This window comes from Rhizobium hidalgonense, assembly GCF_002914525.1.
Classification (GTDB): Bacteria; Pseudomonadota; Alphaproteobacteria; order Rhizobiales; family Rhizobiaceae; genus Rhizobium; species Rhizobium hidalgonense.
In genome coordinates, this window is record NZ_LODW01000082.1 from 181853 (window position 1) to 205211 (window position 23359).

The following is a 23359-nucleotide window of genomic DNA, read 5'->3' on the forward strand; positions in this document are numbered from 1 at the left end:
GATATGGCACCGACTTCACCCGCCCAGAACGGCAAGGCCTACAAATATGTCGATCACTCCTACGACGTGATCGTCGTCGGCGCCGGCGGCGCCGGCCTGCGCGCCACGCTCGGCATGGCCGAGCAGGGGTTTCGCACCGCCTGCATCACCAAGGTGTTTCCGACCCGCTCGCACACGGTCGCCGCCCAGGGCGGCATTGCCGCCTCGCTGCGCAACATGACGCCCGACAGCTGGCAGTGGCACCTCTACGACACCGTCAAGGGTTCCGACTGGCTCGGCGATGTCGATGCCATGCAGTATCTCACCATGGAAGCGCCGAAGGCGGTCTATGAACTCGAGCATTACGGCGTGCCGTTCTCGCGCAATGAGGAAGGCAAGATCTACCAGCGCCCGTTCGGCGGCCATATGCAGAATTACGGCGAAGGCCCGCCAGTGCAGCGCACCTGCGCCGTTGCCGACCGCACCGGCCACGCCATCCTGCATACGCTTTATGGCCAGTCGCTGCGCCACAACGCCGAATTTTTCATCGAATACTTCGCGCTCGACCTGATCATGTCGGAAGACGGCAGCCGCTGCACCGGCGTCGTCGCCTGGTGTCTCGATGACGGCACGATCCATCGCTTCGCCGCCAAGATGGTGGTGCTGGCGACCGGCGGCTACGGCCGCGCCTATTTCTCGGCAACGTCTGCCCATACCTGCACCGGCGACGGCGGCGGCATGGTAGCGCGTGCAGGCCTGCCGCTGCAGGACATGGAATTCGTCCAGTTCCACCCGACCGGCATCTATGGTTCGGGCTGTCTGATCACTGAAGGCGCGCGCGGCGAAGGTGGTTACCTCGTCAACTCCGAGGGCGAACGCTTCATGGAGCGTTATGCGCCGTCGGCCAAGGACCTTGCTTCGCGTGACGTCGTTTCGCGCTGCATGACCTTGGAAATCCGCGAAGGCCGCGGCGTCGGCAAGAACAAGGATCACATCTTCCTGCATCTCGACCATCTCGATCCGGCCGTTCTGCATGAACGCCTGCCGGGCATTTCCGAGAGCGCCAAGATCTTTGCCGGCGTCGACGTCACGCGCGAGCCGATCCCGGTCCTGCCGACCGTTCACTACAATATGGGTGGTATTCCCACGAACTACTGGGGCGAAGTGCTGAATGCCGACAGCGCCAATCCGGAACGGATCATCCCCGGGCTGATGGCCGTCGGCGAAGCCGGCTGCGCCTCGGTGCACGGCGCCAACCGCCTCGGCTCCAACTCGCTGATCGATCTCGTGGTCTTCGGCCGCGCCGCTGCGATCCGCGCCGGCGAGGTGATTGACCGCGCAGCGCCGATCCCGCATCTTAATATTGCTTCCTGCGACAAGATCATGGACCGCTTCGACGGACTGCGTCACGCCAGCGGCGGTACGCCGACGGCGGAACTGCGCGAGAAAATGCAGCGCGCCATGCAGGAAGACGCCGCCGTCTTCCGCACCCAGGAATCGCTGGAATCCGGTTGCCAACGCATCTCGGCGATCTGGCAGGAAATGCGCGACATCAAGGTGATCGACCGTTCGATGATCTGGAACTCGGATCTGGTCGAGACGCTGGAGCTGCAGAACCTGATGGCCAACGCCATCACGACGATCTACGGCGCCGAGGCCCGCAAGGAGAGCCGCGGTTCGCATGCCCGCGAGGATTATACCGAAGGTGCATTCGCCGGCCGCGACGACGTCAACTGGCGCAAGCATACGCTTGCCTGGGTCGGCGAGGCGGGTGACGTCAAGCTCGATTATCGGCCGGTTCACACCGAGCTCATCGCCGAAGGCATCGATCCGCACAAGATCGAGCCGAAAGCTCGCGTGTACTGATCTCAAGAGGAACCGGATATGGTTGAACTCGCTCTCCCCAAGAATTCCCAGATGCGCGAAGGCAAGGTTTGGCCGAAGCCGGCGGGTGCCAAGAACACCCGTGAGTTCCGCGTTTACCGCTGGAGCCCGGATGACGGGCAGAACCCGTCGATCGACACTTTCTATATCGATGTCGACGATTGCGGCCCGATGGTGCTCGACGGTCTGCTCTACATCAAGAACAAGATCGACCCGACCCTGACGCTGCGCCGCTCCTGTCGCGAGGGTATCTGCGGCTCCTGCGCGATGAATATCGACGGCACCAACACGCTTGCCTGCACCAAGGGCCTCGACGACATCAAGGGCGCGGTGAAGATCTATCCGCTGCCGCATCTGCCGGTCGTCAAGGATCTGGTGCCGGACCTCACCAACTTCTATGCCCAGCATCGTTCGATCGAGCCCTGGCTGAAGACGGTGTCGCCGGCGCCTGCCAAGGAATGGAAGCAGAGCCACGAGGACCGGCAGAAACTCGACGGCCTCTATGAATGCATCCTCTGCGCCTGCTGCTCGACCTCCTGTCCGAGCTACTGGTGGAACGGCGACCGTTATCTCGGTCCGGCCGTTCTGCTGCAGGCCTATCGCTGGCTGATCGATTCCAGAGACGAGGCAACCGGCGAACGCCTCGACAATCTCGAGGATCCGTTCCGCCTCTATCGCTGCCACACGATCATGAACTGTGCGCAGACCTGCCCGAAGGGCCTCAACCCGGCCAAGGCGATCGCCGAAATCAAGAAGATGATGGTCGAGCGCCGGGTCTGATCAGGATGCATGCCGACGGCTGAAGAGACGGCTTCGAGCCGTTTCGCAGGCCAGGTCGCGCCGCAGTGCTGGTGGAGAGCTCGTGTCGAGCCTTATTCCGAGATATTGCGGGAGTTCGACAGGGGTCCGGACAGAGATCAACGCGCGCAACACCTTGCTGACAAATTCTATGTGCAGGAAGTTCTGCAGCGGGGCAGTTGAACTGTATCGTTTTTCGGTTAGTGGTTGTCACGGTCAATTTATGCAGTTCGACTTGATTAACCAAAGCGAATTACGATAATCGGACTTGTCTCACGCCCGTTTCTTTGCGGCGATAGCCGAATTCAGGAGTATGATGATGCAGTTGCGATATGCGATGACAGGTCTGGTGGTGGCTCTCGCGCTAGCCGGTTGTGATCGGACGGCATATAATTACAACTCCAGCCCCAATTCGATGCCGACGCCGCTGACGGCACAGCCGGTACCCTCGGTGCAGGGCGGGCAGCTTCCGCCGGTGAACAATTCGTCGTTTCCGGCGGCGCCGACGACGACGGCGCCGATGCAGGGTGGGGCTCAGCCTGGCGCAATGACCGCAAATGCCCTTGATGTCACCAAGGAATCGATGGTCGGAAGCTGGCGCGTCAATGGCAGCTGCGACATGTTCCTGACGCTGACCAATCTCGGCAGCGGTTCGCGCGGCGGCACGCGCGGCTGCGTCGGCGAGCTGACGGCGATGGGGTCCTGGGAGGTTGCCGGCAAGCAGGTGCTGCTCAAGGACCGCTCGGGCAACCAGCTCGGCAGCGTCTACAAGACGGCCGACAACCGCTTCGAGGGCCAGACCAGCACGGGTCAGCAGATCAGCCTCAGCCGGTAAACCAACCGGCGCGGTAAACCAACCGGCGCGGTAAACGATCCGGCGGTCTCCGCCGATGACTGACAGGCGGATGCCCTCATGCAACCCATGCCGGATTACGCGCTCAGCGTCTGCGAACAGCTCAAAGCGCTGACCGCCTCGGGTATGCTGCAGATCGATTCCGCCCAGATGGAGGTGGCAAAGAACCTCGACAGGGTGTTGGCCGGGCTGAAACAGCGGCGGCCGGCGGCAAAATCGAGCGCGCTCGGCTGGCTGTTCGCCGCCAAGAAGAAATCCGCCGACGGCACCAGGGGGCTTTACATTCACGGCAGCGTCGGCCGCGGCAAGACCATGCTGATGGACATGTTCTTTGCGATGGCGCCGTGCCGGAAGAAACGCCGGGCGCATTTCCACGAATTCATGGCGGACGTGCATAATCGCATTGCAGCGCACCGGCTGAAGCTCAAGAACGGCGAGACCAAGCAGGCCGATCCGATGCCGCCGGTCGCCGCAGCCCTTTACGAGGAAGCGGAATTGCTCTGCTTCGACGAATTCACGGTCACCGATATTGCCGATGCGATGATCCTGTCGCGGCTGTTCTCCGAGCTTTTCGCGCGTGGCTGCGTGCTGGTCGCGACCTCGAATGTCGAGCCCGACAATCTCTACATGGATGGCCTCAACCGCGGCCTCTTCCTGCCCTTCGTCGGCCTGCTCAAGCAGCATGTCGACGTCGTCACCCTGGATTCGCCAACTGATTACCGGATGGAGAAGCTGAGCAGCCAGCCGGTCTATCTGGTGCCGATCAACGATCACAACGACATGGCGATGGACGCGTCCTGGACGCAGGCGCTGCACGGGCGCAAGGCGCAGCCGCTGGACATTCCGATGAAGGGGCGCCACATCCACGTGCCGCTCGCCGTCGACCGCATGGCGCGATTCTCCTTCGCCGATCTGTGCGAGAAGCCGCTGGGGGCGACCGACTTCCTGGCCATCGCCGAGCGTTTCGACATGGTCTTCGTCGATCACGTTCCCTTGCTGGGGCCGGAAAAACGCAATCAGATCAAACGCTTCATCATTCTCGTCGATACATTCTACGATCATGCCGTGCGCCTCTACATTTCCGCCGCCGCGATGCCGGAGGAACTTTTAGTGCACCGCCGCGGTACCGAAGGTTTCGAATTCGACCGCACGGCCTCGCGCCTGTTCGAGATGCGCAGTGCCGAATATCTGGCGCTGCACCATGAAAAGCGCGCGGCCGAGTAACAATCCGGTGACAGATTATCTTACGTTTACGTAAGAATTTTTGTATCTAAACGATTGAAAACGCTGCATCAAAATTAATGGATTGCCATTTTTAGGCTTTCGGTCTATGCGATTGCGTCATTGAGCGGTGCCTTGTTGCGCGTCGCTCGACGAATTTGATCGCAAAGGAAACAGCGAAATGGCGCGTAACAAGATCGCACTCATTGGTTCTGGCATGATTGGTGGCACGCTGGCACACCTCGCCGGCCTGAAGGAACTGGGCGACATCGTCCTCTTCGACATTGCGGACGGCATCCCCCAGGGCAAGGGTCTCGACATTTCCCAGTCCTCGCCGGTCGAAGGCTTCGACGTCAATCTGACGGGCGCCAGCGACTATTCCGCGATCGAAGGCGCTGACGTCTGCATCGTCACCGCCGGTGTTGCCCGCAAGCCGGGCATGAGCCGCGACGATCTTCTCGGTATCAACCTCAAGGTGATGGAACAGGTCGGCGCCGGCATCAAGAAATATGCCCCGAACGCCTTCGTGATCTGCATCACCAACCCGCTCGACGCCATGGTCTGGGCGCTGCAGAAGTTCTCCGGCCTTCCGGCCAACAAGGTCGTCGGCATGGCCGGCGTTCTCGACTCCTCGCGCTTCCGCCTTTTCCTCGCCAAGGAATTCAACGTCTCGGTCCAGGATGTGACGGCCTTCGTGCTCGGCGGCCACGGCGACACCATGGTGCCGCTCGCCCGTTACTCCACCGTCGGCGGCATTCCGCTCACAGACCTCGTCACCATGGGCTGGGTTACCAAGGAACGTCTCGAAGAGATCATTCAGCGCACGCGTGATGGCGGCGCTGAAATCGTCGGTCTGCTGAAGACCGGCTCGGCCTATTACGCGCCGGCCGCATCGGCGATCGAGATGGCTGAATCCTACCTCAAGGACAAGAAGCGCGTTCTGCCCTGCGCAGCTCACCTGAGCGGCCAGTACGGCGTCAAGGACATGTATGTCGGCGTTCCCACCGTCATCGGTGCGGGCGGCGTCGAGCGCATCATCGAGATCGACCTCAACAAGACCGAGAAGGAAGCCTTCGACAAATCCGTCGGCGCCGTCGCCGGTCTCTGCGAAGCCTGCATCAACATTGCGCCTGCGCTGAAGTCATAAAACAGGGACAGACCCATGAACATTCATGAATATCAAGCCAAGGCTCTGCTGAAGGGTTATGGCGCGCCGGTTGCCGAGGGTGTGGCTATTCTCAAGGTCGAGGAAGCCGAGGCTGCCGCCAAGTCGCTTCCCGGCCCGCTTTACGTGGTCAAGAGCCAGATCCATGCCGGCGGCCGCGGCAAGGGCAAGTTCAAGGAACTGTCGCCTGAGTCCAAGGGCGGCGTGCGTCTCGCCAAGTCGATCGACGAAGTGGTCGCCCATGCCAAGGAAATGCTTGGTCATACGCTGGTGACGGCCCAGACCGGCGACGCCGGCAAGCAGGTCAATCGCCTTTATATCGAAGACGGTGCCGACATCGCTCGCGAGCTCTATTGCTCGTTGCTGGTCGACCGCTCGGTCGGTCGTGTGGCTTTCGTGGTTTCCACCGAAGGCGGCATGGACATCGAAGCTGTCGCCCACGACACGCCGGAGAAGATCCACACGATCGCCATCGATCCGGAAACCGGCGTGACGGCTGCCGACGTGGCCGCGATCTCCAAAGCTCTGCAGCTCGACGGCGCTGCCGCCGAAGATGCGAAGTCGCTCTTCCCGGCGCTCTACAAGGCCTTCAACGAGAAGGACATGGCGCTGCTCGAGGTCAATCCGCTGATCGTCATGAAGGATGGTCATCTGCGCGTTCTCGATGCGAAGATGTCCTTCGACGGCAATGCGCTTTTCCGTCACGACGACGTCAAGCTGCTGCGCGACGAAACCGAAGAAGACGCCAAGGAAATCGAGGCCTCGAAATGGGACCTCGCCTATGTCGCGCTCGACGGCAATATCGGCTGCATGGTCAACGGTGCCGGTCTTGCCATGGCGACGATGGATATCATCAAGCTCTACGGTAAAGAGCCGGCTAATTTCTGCGACGTCGGCGGCGGCGCCGGCAAGGAGAAGGTTGCTGCGGCTTTCAAGATCATTACCGCCGACCCCAAGGTCGAAGGCATTCTCGTCAACATTTTCGGCGGTATCATGAAGTGCGATGTCATTGCCGAGGGCGTCATTGCCGCGGTCAAGGAAGTCGGCCTCAAGGTTCCGCTCGTCGTGCGTCTTGAAGGCACCAATGTCGAGCTCGGCAAGAAGATCCTGAACGAGTCGGGTCTCGCCATCACGGCGGCTGACGACTTGGACGATGCGGCCAAGAAGATCGTCGCGGCGATCAAAGGCTGAGACGATCATGACCTTCCAGTCCACGCCCTCCGCAGCGCATTTCCGCCTCAACGCCTTCGCCGGCGCATGGGACGGGGAAGAGCGTATTGCGGCGTCGGCGTGGACGACTGAAGGCAAGGCCAGTGCCGCGCTTTCCGGCGAGGCCCTGTTCGGCGGGTTCTTCATCGAGCAGCGCTATCGCCAGACGCGTGACGGGGCTGTTTCCTTCGAGGCCCGAAATGTTTTCGGCTTCGATGCTTCGGATGAGAGCTACAAGCTCTACCAGTTCGACAGCGCCGGTTTTGCGCCTCCCTCGCCGGCTTCCGGCACCTGGAATGGCAACGACCTGGTGCTGATGAAGACTTCGCCGCGGGGCAGACAGCGCACCGCATTCACTTTTGAAAATGAAGACTGCTACCGGATGGGCGTCAGCTTTTCGCCTGCAGGCAGCGATACTTGGCAGGAGGTCGTCAGCGGCATCTATCGTCGCGCGTCCTCCACGTCTTCCAACCTCTCCTAAATAAAGGCCTCGCATGTCCATTCTCGTCAACAAAGACACCAAGGTTCTCGTGCAGGGCCTGACCGGCAAGACCGGCACCTTCCACACCGAACAGGCGCTCGCCTATTACGGCACGCAGATGGTCGGCGGTATCCACCCGAAGAAGGGTGGCGAAACTTGGGCCGGCTCGAAGGGTGAAAGCCTGCCGATCTTCGCAACCGTTGCCGAAGGCAAGGAAAAGACCGGCGCCAACGCATCGGTCATCTATGTTCCGCCGGCCGGTGCTGCCGATGCGATCATCGAGGCGATCGACGCGGAGATCCCGTTCATCACCTGCATCACCGAAGGCATCCCGGTCATGGACATGGTGCGCGTCAAGGCTCGCCTCGACCGCTCCAAGTCGCGACTGCTTGGGCCGAACTGCCCGGGCATCATGACCCCGGAAGAATGCAAGATCGGCATCATGCCGGGCTCGATCTTCCGCAAGGGCTCGGTCGGCATCGTGTCCCGCTCGGGTACGCTGACCTATGAAGCCGTGTTCCAGACCTCCAACGAAGGCCTCGGCCAGACGACGGCCGTCGGCATTGGCGGCGACCCGGTCAAGGGCACCGAGTTCATCGACGTGCTGGAAATGTTCCTCGCCGACGAAGCCACGACCTCGATCATCATGATCGGCGAAATCGGCGGCTCAGCTGAAGAAGACGCGGCCCAGTTCCTCATCGACGAGGCCAAGAAGGGCCGCAAGAAGCCGATGGCCGGCTTCATTGCCGGCCGCACCGCACCGAAGGGCCGCACCATGGGTCATGCCGGCGCCGTGGTATCCGGTGGCAAGGGCGATGCGGAATCGAAGATCGCGGCGATGGAAGCGGCAGGCATCAAAGTGTCGCCGTCTCCGGCCCGCCTCGGCAAGACACTGGTTGAAGTCCTCAAGGGCTAATCCAACTTATACCCGGGCGGAGGAGCGGCATCTCAGCCTTTCGCCCGGCCTTGACGGCACGAGACATGCAGATGCGCCGCGGACAGGCGGCAATCGAAATGCGGCAGCCGGCGATCGAGCCGGCAAAATCATCAAAGTCAGGAGGCGGACGGAAGCGTCCGCATAACACCATGGCACGGCAAGAAGCCAACGAGCAGTTTCAGGTCACCTCGTTTCTGGATGGCGCCAACGCTGCCTATATCGAGCAGCTTTATGCGCGGTACGAAGAGGATCCAGCGTCGGTCGACGATCAGTGGCGCACCTTCTTCAAGGCGCTGGACGAAGATCCCAGCGATGTGAAAAAGGCGGCCAAGGGGGCTTCCTGGCGCAAGAAGAACTGGCCGATTGCGGCCGGCGGCGATCTGGTGTCGGCTCTCGATGGTGATTGGGGCGTTGTCGAGAAGGTCATCGAGACCAAGGTCAAGGCCAAGGCCGAAGCTCAGGGCAAGCCTGCCGACGGCGCCGACGTTCTGCAGGCGACGCGCGATTCCGTGCGCGCTATTATGATGATCCGCGCCTACCGCATGCGCGGTCACCTTCATGCCAAGCTCGACCCGCTCGGCATCGCCGCTTCGGTCGACGACTATCGCGAGCTGTCGCCGGAGAATTACGGCTTCACATCAGCCGATTACGACCGCAGAATCTTCATCGACAACGTGCTCGGCCTGGAATACGCGACCATCCGCGAGATGATCGATATTCTCGAGCGCACCTATTGCTCGACGCTCGGCGTCGAATTCATGCATATTTCCAACCCGGAAGAGAAGGCTTGGATTCAGGAACGCATCGAGGGCCCGGACAAGGGCGTGGCTTTCACAGCTGAGGGCAAGAAGGCGATCCTCGCCAAGATGGTCGAAGCCGAAGGCTATGAGCAGTTTCTCGACGTCAAATTCAAGGGCACCAAGCGCTTCGGCCTCGACGGCGGCGAGTCGCTGATCCCGGCCTTGGAGCAGATCCTCAAGCGCGGCGGTCATCTCGGCCTTAAGGAAGCCGTCTTCGGCATGGCCCATCGCGGCCGCCTCAACGTGCTCTCCCAGGTCATGGGCAAGCCGCACCGGGCGATTTTCCACGAGTTCAAGGGCGGCTCCTACGCACCCGACGAAGTCGAAGGTTCGGGCGACGTCAAGTACCATCTCGGGGCCTCTTCCGACCGCGAATTCGACGGCAACAAGGTGCATGTTTCGCTGACGGCAAACCCCTCGCATCTGGAAATCGTCGATCCTGTCGTCATGGGGAAGGCCCGCGCCAAGCAGGACATGAACGCCGCCGTCTGGGACGGTGACATCATTCCGCTTTCCGAACGCGCCAAGGTCCTGCCGCTGCTGATCCATGGCGACGCGGCTTTTGCCGGCCAGGGCGTCATTGCCGAAATCCTCGGCCTTTCCGGCTTGCGCGGCCACCGCGTCGCCGGCACCATGCACGTCATCATCAACAACCAGATCGGCTTCACCACGAACCCCGCCTTCTCGCGTTCGTCGCCCTATCCGTCCGACGTCGCCAAGATGATCGAGGCGCCGATCTTCCACGTCAACGGCGACGATCCGGAAGCGGTGGTCTATGCGGCCAAGGTGGCGACCGAATTCCGCATGAAGTTTCACAAGCCTGTGGTGCTCGACCTGTTCTGCTATCGCCGCTACGGCCACAATGAAGGCGATGAACCGTCCTTCACGCAGCCGAAGATGTACAAGGTCATCCGCGGCCACAAGACCGTGCTGCAGATCTATGCGGCGCGCCTCGTCGCCGAAGGCCTGCTCACCGACGGTGAAGTCGAGAAGATGAAGGCTGACTGGCGAGCTCATCTCGAACAGGAGTTCGAGGCCGGCCAGCACTATAAGCCGAATAAGGCCGACTGGCTGGACGGTGAGTGGTCGGGCCTGCGCGCGGCCGACAATGCCGACGAGCAGCGCCGCGGCAAGACCGCCGTGCCGATGAAGACCCTGAAGGAGATCGGCCGCAAGCTGTCGGAGATCCCGGCGGGCTTCAATGCCCATCGCACGATCCAGCGCTTCATGGAAAACCGCGCCAATATGATCGCCACCGGCGAGGGTATCGACTGGGCAATGGCCGAAGCGCTCTCCTTCGGCGCGCTTTGCGTCGAAGGCAGCAAGATCCGCCTGTCCGGCCAGGATTGCGAACGCGGCACCTTCTCGCAGCGCCATTCAGTTCTCTACGATCAGGAAACCGAAGAACGCTACATCCCGCTCGCCAATCTTTCGCCGACGCAGGGGCGCTACGAAGTCATCAATTCGATGCTGTCGGAAGAGGCCGTGCTCGGTTTCGAATATGGCTACTCTCTCGCCCGCCCGAATGCGCTGACGCTCTGGGAAGCCCAGTTCGGCGATTTCGCCAACGGCGCGCAGGTGGTCTTCGACCAGTTCATCTCGTCGGGCGAACGCAAATGGCTGCGCATGTCGGGCCTCGTCTGCCTGCTGCCGCACGGCTATGAAGGTCAGGGCCCGGAACACTCTTCGGCCCGCCTCGAGCGTTTCCTGCAGCTTTGCGCTGAAGACAACATGCAGGTCGCCAACGTCACGACGCCGGCGAACTACTTCCACATCCTGCGCCGGCAGCTGAAGCGCGACTTCCGCAAGCCGCTGATCCTGATGACGCCGAAGTCGCTGCTGCGCCACAAGCGGGCGGTCTCGACGCTCGCCGAAATGGCCGGCGAATCTGCCTTCCATCGCCTGCTCTGGGACGATGCCGAGGTGATCAAGGACGGCCCGATCAAGCTGCAGAAGGACAACAAGATCCGCCGCGTCGTCATGTGCTCCGGCAAGGTCTATTACGATCTTCTGGAAGAGCGAGAAAAGCGCGGTATCGACGACATCTATCTCCTGCGTGTCGAACAGCTTTATCCGTTCCCGGCGAAGGCGCTGATCAACGAGCTGTCGCGCTTCCGCAATGCCGAGATGGTCTGGTGCCAGGAAGAGCCGAAGAACATGGGCGCATGGTCGTTCATCGATCCCTTCCTGGAATGGGTCCTTGCCCACATCGATGCAAAGTACCAGCGCGTCCGTTATACCGGCCGTCCGGCCGCCGCCTCGCCGGCGACGGGTCTTATGTCCAAGCATCTGTCGCAGCTCGCCGCATTCCTCGAGGATGCACTGGGCGGCTAACACAAGGGGGCGCAAATGGCTTATTTCTTTCTGAGACTGCTGCCGCCGCGCCCCACTTTCCCGCATGACGGGACCGGGGAGGAAATGGCGGCGATGAAACGCCATGTCGAATACTGGCATCGGCACGCCCTTGCGGGAACGGCGATCGTCGTCGGCCCCGTCTTCGAGGGTGAAGGCGCCTTCGGCATGGCGATCGTCGAAGTCGAGGATCAGGCGGCGGCACAGCTTCTTGCCGACGGCGACCCGATCATTGCTTCCGGTTTCGGTTTCCGTTTCGATATCCTGCCGATGCCCTCGATCATCTTGCGGCCGCCCGCCGTCTGAAACGCTTAAAACGAACACACACGAAATCAGGATCTGAACAATGGCCACAGAAATCCGCGTTCCAACTCTCGGTGAATCCGTCAGCGAGGCAACCGTCGGCACCTGGTTCAAGAAGGTCGGCGACGCCATCAAGGCCGACGAGCCGATTCTCGAGCTTGAAACCGACAAGGTGACCATCGAAGTTCCGGCACCCACCTCCGGCACGCTTTCGGAAATCGTTGTCGCAGCCGGCGAGACCGTCGGCCTCGGCGCGCTGCTCGGCCAGATCGCCGAAGGTGCCGCGGCTAGCGCCGCACCAGCTGCTGCTGCACCGGCTGCCGCTCCTGCCCAGCCGGCCGCGGCTGCTCCCGCTCAGCCGGCGCCGGTTGCCGCTGCTGCCGCATCAGCATCGAGCGCCTCCGTCTCCACCATGCCGCCGGCACCGGCGGCTTCGAAGATGCTTGCCGAAAGCAACCTTTCCGCCGATCAGATCGATGGTAGCGGCAAACGCGGCCAGGTGCTGAAGGGCGATGTCATTGCCGCCGTCGCCAAGGGCATTTCGGCTCCGGCGGCAGCACCCGCCGCCCCTGCCGCCGCGCGCGGCCCGTCGACGGTCGAAGATGCCTCGCGCGAAGAGCGCGTGAAGATGACGCGCCTGCGCCAGACGATCGCCAAGCGCCTCAAGGATGCACAGAACACCGCCGCCATGCTGACCACCTACAATGAGGTGGACATGAAGGCGGTCATGGATCTGCGCAACAAGTACAAGGACATTTTCGAGAAGAAGCACGGCGTCAAGCTCGGCTTCATGGGCTTCTTCACCAAGGCGGTGACGCATGCGCTGAAGGAACTGCCGGCGGTCAATGCCGAAATCGACGGCACTGACGTCATCTATAAGAACTACTGCCATGTCGGCATGGCCGTCGGCACCGACAAGGGTCTCGTCGTTCCGGTCATCCGCGATGCTGACCAGATGTCGATCGCCGAAATCGAGAAGGAACTCGGCCGTCTTGCCAAGGCAGCCCGTGACGGCTCGCTCTCCATGGCCGACATGCAGGGCGGCACCTTCACCATAACCAATGGCGGCGTCTACGGTTCGCTGATGTCTTCGCCAATCCTCAACGCGCCGCAATCCGGCATTCTCGGCATGCACAAGATCCAGGAGCGGCCGGTGGCGATCGGCGGCCAGGTGGTCATCCGTCCGATGATGTATCTGGCTCTATCTTACGATCACCGCATCGTCGATGGCAAGGAAGCGGTGACATTCCTCGTGCGCGTCAAGGAAAGCCTGGAAGATCCGGAGCGTCTGGTTCTCGATCTCTAAGGAGCGTTTCGATGCGGAACCGGATCATGCGAGCGGCGCGCCTTGTTCTTTGCGCTGCCGCCGCGCATGTCCCGGTCTCCGCGTCGGCGGCCGGCTGGATCAGCAGCAATTTCGAGCTGGTGGCGCTCAGCGACGCCGAACTTTCCGGACGGTCGATCAACGTGATCCATATGGGCAATGTCGAGCTGACCTCGGGACGTATCGTCGCGGCCGACCCTCTCGCCCAGCCCGATCGTCCAGCACTCGCAAAAACGGTTGCGCCGGGCGACTATCCGGTGACGCTCTACCAGGCCTTCGGGCGCATTGCCGCCGCCAGTATGCGGTTTGCCGAGGGTAAGCCGGATCGTTGGGAACTCGCGGTCCTGCCTGGGCAGGATCCAGCGGCGCTGAAGGATGACGAGATTTTCGGCTATCCGGTCGATGCCGGCGTCGGCTGTTACATGGATGCGGAGACGCTTGCTTTGATCGACGAGCGTCAAGCGCAGGTGCAGGCGCAAAAACCTGACGCCGATATCAATTACTACGACGACGTGCTGGCCGCTGATCTCGATGCCAACAAGGGCACCTATGCGCTGCACCGGCCGGTTGCCGGCAAGAAGGGCAATGTCGCAGTGTTCTGGAGCGGCTGGGGCGATGGTTTTTATCCGGTTTTCTGGGGGCTCGACAAAGACGGCCGGGCGCTGGTGCTGTTGACGGATTTCAGCGTGATCGAGAATGCCGAGGGGCGAAGGGAGCCGAAGCTGCAATGAGCGCGGGGATCAGGATCACGGCGGGGCGGAAGGGCGTGGCTGCAATCGCGGCCGCTGCATTCCTCAGCGTTCCTGTGGCCACCTTCGGCGCCGCCTGCAAGCAGGAACAGGCCGTCTATGTCGATCGCGACGCGGCGTATGAATTGCGATTTACGCCGCTGAATTCTCCATCCGCCGCCGCCAGCAATCAGTTCAAGGTCAGCGTGCTCAGGACAGCCGTCGTGATGGAAGGCTATGTCATGCCATCGGAAGATCCGGTGCGCGCCATCGGTATCCTGATGTTCAATTGCCCCGAGGGCGACGTGACCGGCGCCGATCTCAATGCCTGCACGGTCTGGCAGGGCGCCGTCTATGGCGTGGATGGCGAGGGCGAGATGGACAATCTGCAGCCGGAAGGCGCTGCGGCGGCCGAAAAACTCGTGCTTCCCGGTCTTGGTCCGGCCATTCGCGAATCCAGCGCCTGGGGCGAGGGCAAGGCTTCCGTGGCGCCCTGGGACGTGCTTGTTTTCAAGGAGTGTGCGACATGAGCGATACCCCTGTTGTTCTGGTGACCGGCGGAAGCCGGGGCATCGGCGCTGCCGTCTGCCGCCTCGCCGCGCGCCAGGGTTGGCGTGTCGCGGTGAATTACGCCTCCAACCGCAAGGCCGCGGACGCCGTCGTGGCTTCGATCGTCGAGGATGGCGGCGAGGCCGTGGCGATCGAGGGCGATGTCGGCAAGGCTGCGGATATCGCCGCGATGTTTGCCGCGGTCGACCGCCATTTCGGCAGGCTTGACGGCCTCGTCAACAATGCCGGTATCGTCGACTATCCGCAGCGGGTCGACGAGATGTCGGCCGAGCGGATCGAGCGGATGCTGCGCGTCAATGTCACCGGCTCCATACTCTGTGCGGCAGAGGCTATACGCCGCATGTCGAGCCGCCATGGTGGCCAGGGCGGCGCGATCGTCAACGTCTCATCGATGGCGGCGATCCTCGGTTCGGCGACGCAGTATGTCGATTATGCCGCCTCGAAGGCGGCGATCGACACGTTCACGGTGGGGCTTTCGCGCGAGGTCGCTGCCGAGGGCATCCGTGTGAACGCCATCAGACCGGGCATCATCGAAACCGACCTCCATGCTTCGGGCGGGCTGCCGGACCGGGCGCGCGAAATGGCGCCGTCTGTCCCGATGCAGCGCGCCGGTTCGCCCGAGGAGGTGGCGGATGCGATCCTCTATCTGCTTTCTCCTTCGGCTTCCTATGTAACCGGCGCGATCCTCAATGTGAGCGGCGGCCGCTAGAGCGACAGGGCGAAAAACAGCATGCAGTCTATTCTCGAATTCCTCGGCATGATGGCCGTCTTTTCGGTCTTCATCCCCTATTTCTTCACGGTCAAGGCGATCCGTGACCGCTTCATCGCCAGTGGCAAATGGTTCGACCGCATTACCGGAGCGGCGCTCGCCGGCTTCGGCTTCCGCCTCGTGCTCACGCGCGCGGCCGACTAACTGAAAATCCAAAGGAAAAGAAGCAATGTCCTACGATGTGATCATTATCGGAACCGGCCCGGGCGGCTATGTCTGCGCCGTCAAAGCAGCCCAGCTCGGCCTCAATGTCGCCGTTGTCGAAAAGCGCGCCACCTATGGCGGCACCTGCCTGAATGTCGGCTGCATTCCGTCGAAGGCGCTGCTGCATGCCTCCGAAATGTTCCATCAGGCCGGCCATGGCATGAGCGCGCTCGGCATCGACATTGCGCCGCCGACCCTCAACCTCGGCAACATGATGGCCCACAAGGACGCGACGGTGAAGTCGAACGTCGACGGCGTCGCCTTCCTCTTCAAGAAGAACAAGATCGATGCCTTCCAGGGCAGCGGCAAGATCGTCGCGGCCGGCAAGGTCGCCGTCAACGCCGACGACGGCACGGTGCAGGAGATCGAAGGCAAGAACATCGTCATCGCCACCGGCTCGGACGTCGCCGGCATTCCCGGCGTGCAGGTCGAGATCGATGAGAAGACCATCATCTCGTCCACCGGCGGCATCGCGCTGGAGAAAGTGCCGGAAACGCTGATCGTCGTCGGCGGCGGCGTCATCGGCCTCGAGCTCGGCTCGGTCTGGTCGCGCCTCGGCGCCAAGGTCACTGTCGTCGAATATCTCGACACCATCCTCGGCGGCATGGACGGCGAAGTCTCCAAACAGTTCCAACGCATGCTCGCCAAACAGGGCATCGATTTCCATCTCGGCGCCAAGGTCACCGGCGTCGAAAAGGGCGAAAAGGGCGCCAAGGTCACGTTCGAGCCGGTCAAGGGCGGCGACAAGGTGACGCTCGACGCCGAAGTCGTGCTGATCGCCACCGGCCGCAAGCCCTATACGGCGGGGCTCGGCCTGGAACAGGCCGGTGTCGCGCTCGACAATCGCGGCCGCGTCGAGATCGACAGTCACTTCAAGACCAATGTCGCCGGCATCTATGCGATCGGCGATGTGGTCAAGGGCCCGATGCTGGCGCACAAGGCCGAAGACGAGGGCGTGGCGCTCGCTGAAATCCTCGCCGGCCAGCATGGCCACGTCAATTACGACGTTATCCCGAGTGTCGTCTATACCCAGCCGGAGATCGCTTCGGTCGGCAAGACCGAGGAAGAGCTGAAGGCGGCTGGTATCGCCTACAAGGTCGGCAAGTTCCCGTTCACCGCAAACGGCCGCGCCCGCGCGATGCTGGCGACCGACGGCTTCGTCAAGATCCTTGCCGATAAGGAAACCGACCGCGTGCTCGGCGGCCATATCGTCGGCTTCGGCGCCGGCGAGATGATCCACGAGATCACCGTGCTGATGGAGTTCGGCGGGTCGTCGGAAGATCTCGGCCGCACCTGCCATGCGCATCCGACGATGTCGGAAGCGGTGAAGGAAGCCGCGCTTGCGACCTTCTTCAAGCCGATCCATATGTAATCTTAGATAAGCTTAACAAAGCACAAAGCCGCTTGCCGCGAGGCAGGCGGCTGTTTTCGTGCTATTGCTTGGTGCCCGACAAGCTGGCCGCGACAGGCGGAGGGAGGTTCAGTCGAAAAAGCCCGCATCCTCTTCCCTGAGGTATCTCCTGGCCCCCTCAGCGTCGATATCGAGGCCCAGCCCCGGCGCTTCCAGCAGGTCCACCATGCTGTCCTTCACGATCTGCGGCGGCAAGCCGATTACCAGATCCTCCCACCAGGGGTCGGAGGCGGTCGGATATTCGAATGCGATGTAATTTGCCGGCAAGGTGGCGCAGACATTGATCAAGGCGCCGAGGCCGAGCAGGCCGTTAGCGGTGCCGTGCGGTGCCATCAGGATCGAGTGCATGTAGGCGTGCTCGGCGACCCATTTTAGCTCGGCAATGCCGCCAACATCGGCGGGATCGGGGCCGATGACGCGGACCGCCTGCGTCTCGATCAGTTCCTTGAAATTGTGCCGCAGATAGATTTGCTCACCAGTGTGAATTGGCGTCGAGGTGGAGGTTGTCAGTTCCCGATAGGCCTGCGGATTGACCCAAGGCACGTAGTCGCCGGTCAGCATGTCCTCCAGCCACATCAAATTGTACTTCTCGACCGCGCGCGCGAACTTAATCGCATCGGGCAGCATCCAGCCCGGGCCGCAGTCGAGCGCCAGGCTGACCTTGTCGCCCAGCACTTCCTTCATCGCAATCACGCAGTCGAGCATGTGATTGAAACCGCGCTCGCTGATCAAACCCTGATCCATGGCGCCGTGATAGCCGGCCTTCTTCTGGGTCACGCCGTAATGGAAGTCCTCGATGCTGTCCTTCATGTTGGAGTGGAACGAGATGCCTTGCTTGACCATGAAGAAATTCTGGGGTTGCTCCATCATCCATTTGACGTCGGCGGCGTAATCTTCCGGCCGATCGCCAGTGCGTTTCTGGCGAACCGAGCCGTTGTAGACGCGGACTTTGTCCCGGACTTTGCCGCCGAGCAGTTTGTAGACGGGCACACCCGCGGCCTTGCCAGCAATATCCCACAACGCGTGCTCAATAGCGCTCACCGCCGCGCCGTAGGGCTTGAAAGAGCCGCGTTGGCGGATTTTCAGCATGACTCGCTCGACGTCGGTCGGGTCCTCGCCGACCAGTGCCTCGCGGAAATGCAGCACCCAGGGCTTGAGATAGGACTTGGTGAATTCGACTTCGCCCAAACCGTAGAGGCCCTCGTCTGTCACGATGCGGACGATCGGGTGTTTGCCGATAACGGCGCAGCGCAAATCAGTGATCTTCATCCTCGTTCCTTTTCGCCTCAGCTCCAGGTGCGATCCCAGGAATATTCATCATCCCACTGGTCAGTCGGTTGCCAAATGCCGGTGACACCCGGCCGCAGATGCTGCGAGATCACCTCGTCGACAATGTCTTCAATCCCGAGGCCCGGCTTATCCGGAACCGTGATGAAGCCGTTTTTCACCAGCGGTTTGGGAAGGCCCGTGACGATATCGTCCCACCAGTCGACATCGGCGGAATGGTATTCGAGCGCCATGAAGTTTTCGGTCGCGGTCGCGACATGTGCCGCGGCCATGGCTGCGATCGGACTTTCTGCCATATGGATGGCCATGGCGACACCCCGGTCCTGCGCCATATCACCGATCTTCTTGGTCTCGAGGATGCCCCCGCTGGTGAGCAGGTCAGGATGGATAACGGAGACGCCGCCGCTGTTGAGCAGAGGCTCGAAGCCTTCCTTGAGGTAGATGTCCTCGCCAGTGCAGATCGGCACCGTGGTGGCGTCCTGCAATTGTCGGTATTGCTCGGTATATTGCCATGGGATCACATCCTCGAGCCAGGCCGGCACGTATTTCTCAATTCGCCTGGCCAGGCGAATGCCGTTCTGCATCGAGATATGGCCGATATGGTCGATCGCCAGTGGCACATCCATGCCGATGACCTCACGAACCTCGGCAATGTATTGCTCGAGCAGGTCGAGGCCCTTGTCGGAAAAATGGAGGCCGGTAAACGGGTGCTGGATGTTATGCAAATCGTAGGCAGCGTTGCGGACACGCCGCTCTTCAATGGTCTTCAGCGGCCCGCGACTGGGAGCGTCGCGGTAGACTTCCAGTGAGCCGGCAGGAAACACGACCGCACCGGGCACATCGGCGATCTGCATCAGTCCCAGATCCATTTTGAGGAAGGTGAAGCCGAGCTCCATGCGCTGCTTGAGGCGCTTGCCCGTCTCGGTGCCGCTCGGCACGGTGGCGTCGGTATCGCAGTAGACGCGCACTTTCTCCCGAAAACGGCCGCCGAGCATCTGGTAGACGGGGACGCCATAAGCCTTGCCGGCAAGATCCCACAACGCGATTTCCACCGCCGATACGCCGCCGCCTTGCCGGCCGTGCCCGCCGAACTGCTTGATCCGGCGAAACAGTCGATCGATGTCGCAAGGGTTCTCGCCGAGCAACCGGCTCTTCAACATCAGCGCATAGCTGGCGCTGGCGCCGTCGCGCACCTCGCCAAGCCCGACGATGCGCTGGTTGGTGTAAATCTTAAGCAGCACCGAGGTGAATGGCGCGCCGACAATTTCGGCTACCCGCAAGTCGGTGATGCGAAGGTCGGACGGCTTGGAATGCGTGTTCACCCGATTGAGCGCCTCGTCGGCTCCATCTGCCTCTGGCATGATTTACCTCGTTCTGGTGGGCGGGGGTCGCCGCGTACGCTCGCACGGCGTAAAGCGTTGCTAGTGCAGTTCTATTTCGTGGCTTTGAAGGTAGTCGCGGTTCATTTCGACACCGAGACCAGGCTTGGGTGTCAGCTTGAGGTTGCCGTTCGAAACATCGAGTGGTCTGTCGATGAGGTGATCGTATTTGCTGAGGTTCCACTCCGACGTTTCGAGTTTGTAGAAGTTGGGAACGGTCATCATCACCTGCGCGCCCGCAACCACGTTGATCGGCCCCGCGGCGTCATGCGGCGAGACGGGGATGTAGTAGGCTTCGCATAGGGCAGAAATCTTCTTGAGTTCGGTAATGCCGCCGGTCCAGGTGACATCAGGCATGATGTAGTCGGCGAGCTTGTTTTCGAGCACCGGCACGAAATCCCACTTCGTGTGGCCGCGCTCGCCCCACGAGATGGCGGCGCTGACCTTCTCGCGGACCTGTCTGAGAGCGTTGAGGCTCTCCGGCGGACAGGGCTCCTCGAACCAGTCGATCTGACCAGCTTCCTCGAGGCTCCGACAAAGGCGAATGGCGGTGGGAACGTCGAACCGGCCATGCGCATCGATAAGGATATCGACATCAGGGCCCGCCGTTTCGCGGATAAGGGCCGTGAGTTCGGCGGCTTCGCGCTCATCCTTGCGGGTCATGCTGCCATCGAGGTAGCCGTCCCGCTGTTCGCGAGGCAGTCCATCGGCGGTGCGGCCTTGGTAGGGGAAAGGATCGAACTTGAGCGCCGTGTGACCGGACTCGACGATATCTCTGATTTCGCGGACCACAGCCTCATTGCTGGTAAACTTGGCCTGGTTGGGATGGGTGTAGAGCGCAATTTCATCGCGCACCGGTCCACCCAACAGCTCGTATATCGGCTTGCCCAGGACTTTGCCTCGGATGTCCCAGAGGGCGATGTCGATGCCGCTCACGCATTCGACTGCGGCGCCGCGACTGCCCATGTAGGTGAAGCTGCGGAATATCTTGTGCCACAGATGCTCAATGCGCGCCGGGTCCTCGCCTGTCACAGCGGCCCCGATCTGCCGCAGGATCGTGCAGAGGGCGCGATTGGCAAGTCTTGTCGTGGTGGTGATCTCGCCCCAGCCGCTGACCCCCTCATCGGTCGTCACTTCGACGAACAGAAACTCTCCCCAATAGGAAGCATCGGACTTGATCAGCCACGGCCGAACGCTGGTGATTTTCATCTGAACTGCCTTTGTGTGAAGTGGTGGGGATAACGACGTTTCAGGCGTGCATTCTATCCTGCCCGGGCGGCGTTACGCGCTCGCATGTGTTCGAGGATGTGCCGGCCCGAGCCCTCGACATGGCGTGCAATGAGTTCGCCCGCCTCGTTGGCATTTCCCGCTTTGACATGCGCGATGAGCTCGCGATGCTCGCCAAGGATCGCGGCACGCCGGGCGAGCGTGAAGTTGAAACGCCGGCTCACAGCTCGAAGCACTTCGCGATGCTTCCACCAAAGTTCGGCGGCATGGCGGTTGTAGTGCCTTTGGTACATCACGGTGTGAAAGGCGGTGTCCAGCTCGCTGTGCCGGAACGTGTCGGCGAAGTCGTTCTCTTCAATCAAGCCTTGGATGCGTTCGAGTTCAGCAATGTCCTCGACAGTGGCCATGTTCACAAACCATCGCGTCAGTGCCGGCTCGATCAAAACTCCTATCTCGTAGATGTCCCGAACAAAATCCTGATCTATGGGCCGGACGCGCGCTCCGCGGTTGGCAACGAAAGTGACAAAGCCCTCCCCGCGCAACAGTTGCAGAGCCTCGCGCACGGGGTTGGTCGAGGTGCCGTGGCGCCGGGCGAGATCGGTGATCACAAGCCGTTCGTTGGCCGCGAGCCGCCCCTCGATGATGTCTTCCCTGATCAGCTGATAAAGCGAGGCACCCTCGCTGGAGGCCCCGATCGCGTCGATCCCTTCGGGTGGCTGTGCTTTAAAATCGCTTGTTTCGGTCAAAGCTGTCCCCAATCAATCCACATATCGCTCGAATATCACGCGAGGTTCCCGTAAACAATGTACGATTTCGCTAGTTGACACGCAATCTGTGATCTGAAAACGTATGATAAGCTCAAAGTGATACATTGGCTGAAAACATCCCGCGGCCAGCGAGCAAAGACCGCCCGCCTCGAGAAGCGCGGCATGGGAGAGAACCTGGAGGATACCTATGACGAGGATTTCACTCGGTGGTGCCGTCCTGCGCGGCACTGTCTCCACTGCTTTGATGGTATCGTTGATGTCCGCGCCTGCGCTGGGGGCGCCGGTCGACCTGAGCAAGTGGTCGCCGCAATATGTGCGCTCGATTGCCGGCACGCAGGATTTTGACACGGCGGCCGATTGCGGCAAGGTCACCCCACTCGACTATAAGGGGCGACTGACTTTCTGGTACCAGGGCGTGTTCGAGGGCGACCCCGACCTCCTGCGCCAGTATTATAAGGAGTTCTTCGAAACCTTCCGCAAAACCTATCCAAATATCCAGCTTGAGGAGCAGGCCCTCACCTATAACGACCTGCTGGACAAGTTCCGGACCGCGCTCCTCGGCAATGCAGCGCCGATGGCGGTCCGACTGCAGATCCTGGGCGGCACCGAGTTCGCCTCAAAGGGTTATCTGGAGCCGCTCAAGCCCGAAGATGTCGGGTATTCGACCGAGGATTTCTGGCCCGGCGCAATGAAGGCTGTAACCTGGGAGGGAGTGACCTACGGCATTCCAACCAACAACGAGACGATGGCTTTCATCTGGAACGCCGACATCTTCAAGCGGGCAGGCCTCGATCCGGACAAGGCCCCGGCAACCTGGGACGACGTCGTCAAATATTCCAAACAGATCCACGACAAGCTCGGCATTGCCGGTTACGGCCTCGTGGCTCGCAAGAATGCCGGCAATACGCCATATCGCTTCATGCCGCAGCTGTGGGCCTATGGCGGCGGGGTTTTCGACGAAGCGACCGCCAACCCGACCTACAAGCAGGTCGAGCTCAATAGCGCGCAGAGCAAGGCGGCATTGCAAGCCTCCTACGATATGTATGTTCGCGACAAGTCGGTTCCGGTTTCGGCGCTCACCAACCAGCAAGCCGACAACCAGCCCCTCTTCCTTGCGGGTCAGCTCGGCATGATGATCTCGCACCCGTCCGACTACAACGTCATGCTCGACTTGCAGAAAAAGGCGACGGATACCGACAAGGACAAGGCGCAGACCGTCATCGACAACATGCGCTACGGCCTTATTCCGACTGGCCCCGACGGCAAGCGTGCCGTCGTGTTCGGCGGCTCCAACATTCACATCCTGAAGCCCGAATATGTCGAGGGCGGCAAGGTAGACGAGCCGGCCGCAAAGGCGATCATCTGCATGTGGACGAGCCCCGAATGGTCGCTGAAAATGGCCTATGCCGGCTCGAACCCGGGAAACCTCAATGGCTTCAAGACCAAATGGATGAAGGAACGTCTTGATAGCATCAAGTTCCTCGATGTCACGACCTCGATGCTGCCATACGGCATTCCGTTCCCAGCGCTGCCACAGTCCCCCGAGATCATGAACATCATCGTCCCGGACATGCTGCAAAATGCCCTGACCGGAGCCATGAGCGTCGACCAGGCCGCGGACGACGCAGCCAAAAAGGTAAAAGACCTGATGGACGGCGGGCTCTAGTCCAGCCTGACGATTTGACCGGCTGCGCCTCGCGTGCAGCCGGTT

20 protein-coding genes and 1 pseudogene are annotated in these 23359 nt (G+C 61.4%); 17 read left to right on the plus strand and 4 right to left on the minus strand.

Annotation, left to right across the window (positions count from 1 at the left end; all coding sequences use genetic code 11):
* The first annotated feature begins 3 nt into the window (after window positions 1–3).
* From sdhA to lpdA, 16 genes and pseudogenes are all read left to right on the plus strand, one after another.
* Window positions 4–1845 (plus strand): succinate dehydrogenase flavoprotein subunit, encoded by a 1842-nt coding sequence (gene sdhA / locus ATY29_RS26110; RefSeq protein ID WP_097533285.1) that lies wholly within the window; start codon window positions 4–6, stop codon window positions 1843–1845.
* 18 nt (window positions 1846–1863) lie between these two features.
* The gene (locus tag ATY29_RS26115; protein ID WP_003567268.1) at window positions 1864–2643 is read left to right on the plus strand and encodes a succinate dehydrogenase iron-sulfur subunit; all 780 of its coding nucleotides are present in this window, start codon (window positions 1864–1866) and stop codon (window positions 2641–2643) included.
* 337 nt (window positions 2644–2980) lie between these two features.
* The gene (locus tag ATY29_RS26125; RefSeq protein WP_003567266.1) at window positions 2981–3496 is read left to right on the plus strand and encodes a protease inhibitor Inh/omp19 family protein; all 516 of its coding nucleotides are present in this window, start codon (window positions 2981–2983) and stop codon (window positions 3494–3496) included.
* Window positions 3497–3574: 78 nt separating this feature from the next.
* On the plus strand, window positions 3575–4738 hold the full coding sequence (gene zapE / locus ATY29_RS26130) for a cell division protein ZapE (protein WP_003567263.1): 1164 nt from the start codon (window positions 3575–3577) through the stop codon (window positions 4736–4738).
* Window positions 4739–4916: 178 nt separating this feature from the next.
* Window positions 4917–5882, plus strand: coding sequence for a malate dehydrogenase (gene mdh / locus ATY29_RS26135; protein WP_003567261.1), 966 nt, complete (start codon window positions 4917–4919; stop codon window positions 5880–5882).
* Window positions 5883–5897: 15 nt separating this feature from the next.
* Window positions 5898–7091 (plus strand): ADP-forming succinate--CoA ligase subunit beta, encoded by a 1194-nt coding sequence (gene sucC, locus ATY29_RS26140; RefSeq protein ID WP_003567259.1) that lies wholly within the window; start codon window positions 5898–5900, stop codon window positions 7089–7091.
* Window positions 7092–7098: 7 nt separating this feature from the next.
* Entirely contained in the window at window positions 7099–7590 is a 492-nt protein-coding gene (locus ATY29_RS26145; protein WP_003567257.1) for a DUF1579 family protein, read from the plus strand.
* A gap of 13 nt (window positions 7591–7603) precedes the next feature.
* Entirely contained in the window at window positions 7604–8506 is a 903-nt protein-coding gene (gene sucD, locus ATY29_RS26150; protein ID WP_003567255.1) for a succinate--CoA ligase subunit alpha, read from the plus strand.
* Between the two features lie 170 nt (window positions 8507–8676).
* A complete protein-coding gene (locus ATY29_RS26155; protein WP_037091895.1) occupies window positions 8677–11661 on the plus strand; it encodes a 2-oxoglutarate dehydrogenase E1 component in 2985 nt (994 codons plus the stop codon).
* Window positions 11662–11676: 15 nt separating this feature from the next.
* The gene (locus tag ATY29_RS26160; protein WP_003567251.1) at window positions 11677–11985 is read left to right on the plus strand and encodes a YciI family protein; all 309 of its coding nucleotides are present in this window, start codon (window positions 11677–11679) and stop codon (window positions 11983–11985) included.
* A gap of 40 nt (window positions 11986–12025) precedes the next feature.
* Window positions 12026–13288 (plus strand): 2-oxoglutarate dehydrogenase complex dihydrolipoyllysine-residue succinyltransferase, encoded by a 1263-nt coding sequence (odhB, locus tag ATY29_RS26165; RefSeq protein WP_003567249.1) that lies wholly within the window; start codon window positions 12026–12028, stop codon window positions 13286–13288.
* A gap of 11 nt (window positions 13289–13299) precedes the next feature.
* The gene (locus ATY29_RS26170) at window positions 13300–14037 is read left to right on the plus strand and encodes a DUF4241 domain-containing protein (RefSeq protein ID WP_097533286.1); all 738 of its coding nucleotides are present in this window, start codon (window positions 13300–13302) and stop codon (window positions 14035–14037) included.
* A complete protein-coding gene (locus tag ATY29_RS26175) occupies window positions 14034–14564 on the plus strand; it encodes a hypothetical protein (RefSeq protein WP_097533287.1) in 531 nt (176 codons plus the stop codon). Before ATY29_RS26170 ends, ATY29_RS26175 begins: the two co-directional genes overlap by 4 nt.
* On the plus strand, window positions 14561–15313 hold the full coding sequence (locus tag ATY29_RS26180) for an SDR family oxidoreductase (RefSeq protein ID WP_025417244.1): 753 nt from the start codon (window positions 14561–14563) through the stop codon (window positions 15311–15313). The genes ATY29_RS26175 and ATY29_RS26180 overlap by 4 nt, the downstream gene beginning before the upstream one ends.
* A gap of 81 nt (window positions 15314–15394) precedes the next feature.
* Window positions 15395–15517 (plus strand): annotated as a pseudogene (locus tag ATY29_RS26185) (LysE family translocator); the annotation flags it as partial.
* A gap of 25 nt (window positions 15518–15542) precedes the next feature.
* Entirely contained in the window at window positions 15543–16949 is a 1407-nt protein-coding gene (gene lpdA / locus ATY29_RS26190) for a dihydrolipoyl dehydrogenase (protein ID WP_097533289.1), read from the plus strand.
* A gap of 108 nt (window positions 16950–17057) precedes the next feature.
* On the opposite strand, the gene ATY29_RS26195 is transcribed toward lpdA, so the two are convergent.
* Genes ATY29_RS26195 through ATY29_RS26210 form a run of 4 tightly spaced genes read right to left on the minus strand, consistent with a single transcriptional unit; the run spans window position 17058 to window position 21627 of the window.
* Complete coding sequence (locus tag ATY29_RS26195; protein ID WP_025417241.1) at window positions 17058–18257, minus strand: mandelate racemase/muconate lactonizing enzyme family protein; 1200 nt, start codon at window positions 18255–18257, stop codon at window positions 17058–17060.
* A 17-nt stretch (window positions 18258–18274) separates the two neighbouring features.
* Window positions 18275–19636, minus strand: a complete 1362-nt coding sequence (locus ATY29_RS26200) for a mandelate racemase/muconate lactonizing enzyme family protein (RefSeq protein WP_097533290.1) — start codon at window positions 19634–19636, stop codon at window positions 18275–18277.
* 60 nt (window positions 19637–19696) lie between these two features.
* On the minus strand, window positions 19697–20863 hold the full coding sequence (locus ATY29_RS26205; RefSeq protein ID WP_097533291.1) for a mandelate racemase/muconate lactonizing enzyme family protein: 1167 nt from the start codon (window positions 20861–20863) through the stop codon (window positions 19697–19699).
* A 53-nt stretch (window positions 20864–20916) separates the two neighbouring features.
* A complete protein-coding gene (locus ATY29_RS26210; protein WP_003567234.1) occupies window positions 20917–21627 on the minus strand; it encodes a GntR family transcriptional regulator in 711 nt (236 codons plus the stop codon).
* A 208-nt stretch (window positions 21628–21835) separates the two neighbouring features.
* Here ATY29_RS26210 and ATY29_RS26215 point away from each other — a divergent pair, with 208 nt between their 5' ends.
* Window positions 21836–23314, plus strand: coding sequence for an ABC transporter substrate-binding protein (locus ATY29_RS26215; RefSeq protein WP_097533292.1), 1479 nt, complete (start codon window positions 21836–21838; stop codon window positions 23312–23314).
* Window positions 23315–23359 lie beyond the last annotated feature (45 nt).